Annotated in this window: 3 protein-coding genes; all 3 read left to right on the plus strand. The window is 68.6% G+C overall.

Annotation, left to right across the window (positions count from 1 at the left end; translation table 11 throughout):
• Window positions 1–72: 72 nt before the first annotated feature.
• Window positions 73–915 (plus strand): CheR family methyltransferase, encoded by an 843-nt coding sequence (locus VW23_RS21330; protein WP_069911521.1) that lies wholly within the window; start codon window positions 73–75, stop codon window positions 913–915.
• Window positions 916–926: 11 nt separating this feature from the next.
• Window positions 927–2,063: a protein-glutamate methylesterase/protein-glutamine glutaminase gene (locus VW23_RS21335; protein WP_069911520.1), complete on the plus strand. Its 1,137-nt coding sequence runs from the start codon at window positions 927–929 to the stop codon at window positions 2,061–2,063.
• The coding region (locus VW23_RS21340; protein WP_141728429.1) for a hypothetical protein at window positions 2,060–2,946 on the plus strand (887 nt) is incomplete at its 3' end. The genes VW23_RS21335 and VW23_RS21340, both read left to right, overlap by 4 nt.

Genomic DNA, 2,946 nt, shown 5'->3' on the forward strand with positions numbered 1-2,946 from the left:
GCCGGGGCGAAGCGCGTCGAGCGCGGTGTCGTCAAACGCGCCGTGCGGGTGGCCGGGGCGCCAGACGAAGATCTGGTGCTCGCCACCGACGACTGCGTGCGCGGGCGCGGCCAGGTGATCGCCAAGCTGATCGAGGGCGAGGCCGGGATCAAGCTGCCGCCGGGCAAGCGCCTGATGGTCGAGGGACGGTTGCGCAAGCGCATGCGGGCCCTCGGCCAGCCCGATTTCGCCAGCTATTGCAGCCTGCTGTTCAAGCAGGGCGGACTCGAGCGCGAGCTCACCCATCTGATCAACGCCGTCACCACCAACAAGACCGACTTCTTCCGCGAGGCCGAGCACTTCGACTTCCTGGTCGAGCACATGGTCCCCACCCTGCTCAAGGCCCGCGAGCGCAACCCGCTGCTGAAGATCTGGAGCGCCGCCAGCTCCACCGGCGCGGAGGCCTATACCCTCGCCATGGTGCTCGACGACCTGCAGTCGCAACGCAGCGATTTCCGGTTCGCCATCCTCGGCACCGACATCTCCACCGCCGTGCTGGCGCAGGGCCGTCGTGCCGTCTATCCGGCCGAGATGATCGCGCCGGTACCGCCCGAGATGCAGGCGCGCTACCTCATGCATGCCCGCCGCCCCGGCGCCCGCCGCGAGGTGCGCATGGTGCCCGAGCTGCGCCGCCAGGTGCGCTTCACCCATCTCAACCTGATGGACCAGAGCTATCCGTTCGATCGCGATGTCGACGTGATTTTCCTCCGCAACGTGCTGATCTATTTCGAGAAGGCCGACCAGGACGCCGTCGTCGCCCGCCTCGTCGATCACCTGCGTCCCGGTGGCTACATCGTGCTGGGACATTCGGAGTCGATGATCGGCACCTCGCTCGCCGTGCGGCAGGTCGCCCCCGCCGTGTTCCAGAAGCTCTGAGATCCCCCCAGATGTCCGCCCCAGCCGAAACCGACCGTAAGATCCGTGTGCTGATCGTCGACGATTCCGCCGCCGTGCGCACCACGCTCTCGGACATCATTTCGTCCGACCCCGAGCTCGAGGTGATGGCGACGGCGGCCGACCCCTATATCGCGGTCGAGCGCATCCGCGCCGAAGTGCCCGATGTCATCATCCTCGATATCGAGCTGCCGCGCATGGACGGCATCACCTTCCTCCGCAAACTGATGTCGCAGCGGCCGATTCCCGTGGTGATCTGCTCGTCGCATGCCAGCGAAGGCAGCGACACGCTGATCGAGGCGCTGGAGGCCGGCGCGGTCGATGTGGTGCAGAAGCCGCGCGTCGATACCGCCCAGTTCCTGCACGATTCCCGCGTCCGCATTTGCGAGGCAGCCCGCTCCGCTGCCCATGCGCGCTTGAAGGGGCGGGTCCGCCCGCCGGCGCCCAAGCTCACGGTCGAAAAGAAGCTCACTGCCGACGCGGTGATCCCGCAGCGCTCCGCTGCCCGGGCCGCTTCGGCTGCCGCTTCTATGCCCACTACCGCGCCGGTCATATGCATTGGCGCCTCCACCGGCGGCACCGAGGCGCTGCGCGATGTATTGGAGGCGCTGCCCGCCACCACACCCGGCATCGTCATCGTCCAGCATATGCCAGAGCGCTTCACCGCCGCCTTCGCCCGCCGTCTCAATGGCATCTGCCAGATGGAGGTGAAGGAGGCCGAGGATGGCGATGTGGTCGAGGCCGGCCGCGTGCTGATCGCCCCGGGCAACCGCCACATGGCGCTGCAGCGTTCGGGCTCGCGCTACACCGTCAGCATCGTCGATGGGCCGCACGTGTCGCGCCATCGCCCCTCGGTCGACGTGCTGTTCCGCTCCGCCGCCTATGCCGCCGGCAGGAACGCACTCGGCATTATCCTGACCGGCATGGGCGACGACGGCGCCCGCGGCCTCTTCGAAATGAAACAGGCCGGCGCCACCACGCTCGCCCAGGACGAAGAGAGCTCGATCGTCTTCGGCATGCCCAAGGAAGCCATTGCGCTCGGCGCCGCCGACAAGGTGGTCGCCCTGCGCCGCGTCGCCACCGAAATCACCAGCTACGCCGCCCGTGCCCCGCAAAAGGACACCGCATGACTTCGTCCGCAGCCACTGAGCTCTCCCTGATCCTCCCCCGCGTCGCGGGGGAGGGGGACCAGCCGCAGGCTGGTGGAGGGGGCGGCCAGACTCTCAGTAGTGCTGACGCGGACACCCTCGCGTCCCGCATCCTCGCCCTCGCCGCCGACCTCGCCGCACCGCGCGACGCCATCGATGGCGCCTTCGTCGCCGTCGGCGGCCGCCTCGCCGAGTGCGCCGAAATCCTGTCGCGCCTCACGGATACTTTCGAGACCCTGCCGGTCGACCTCGAAGGTCCGGACCTCGCCGAGGCCACCGATCGCCTCGCCGTCGTCGGTCGCCGCGCCGGCGAGATTTCCGTCACGCTCGGAGCCGAACAGGCCGATCTCAACCGGCTGGTCGACGCGCTGCGCGGCGCTTCGCACCCGATCTCCGAGCTGCGCCGCACCGTCAAGATGATGGGCATCGTCGCCATCAATGCCCGCGTCGTCGCTGCCAGCGTGGTCACCGACGCCGAAGATTTCGGCGTCTTCACCACCGATATCGCGCAGCTGTCGGAATCCGCCGCCACCACCATCCAGCGCTTCTCGCGCACCTACGAGGCGCTCAGCATCGTCGTTGCTGAAGCCGCCACCGCCCGCGCCAGTTTCGAGCAGGCGCATCGCGATACGCTCTCGACCCTCGCCACCGAGCTCGAGCGCGACCTCGCCGAAGTCACCGAGCAGCGCCTCACCTCGGTCCGCTCCAGCGCCGTCACCGGTCAGATGTCCCGCGCCATCGCCGACAAGGTGGCTACCACCGTCATGGCCCTGCAGGTCGGCGACGCCACCCGCCAGCGCGTCGAGCACGTCGAAGCCGCACTACGAGATCTTTCCGCCCTGATCCTCCCCCGCGTGGCGGGGGA

The organism is Devosia insulae DS-56, assembly GCF_000970465.2.
In the GTDB taxonomy this organism is placed as follows: Bacteria; Pseudomonadota; Alphaproteobacteria; order Rhizobiales; family Devosiaceae; genus Devosia_A; species Devosia_A insulae.

Excerpts from the sequence above, each read along its gene's own strand:
- VW23_RS21335 (WP_069911520.1), top strand. The coding sequence starts at position 927 with ATGTCCGCCCCAGCCGAAACCGACCGTAAGATCCGTGTGCTGATCGTC.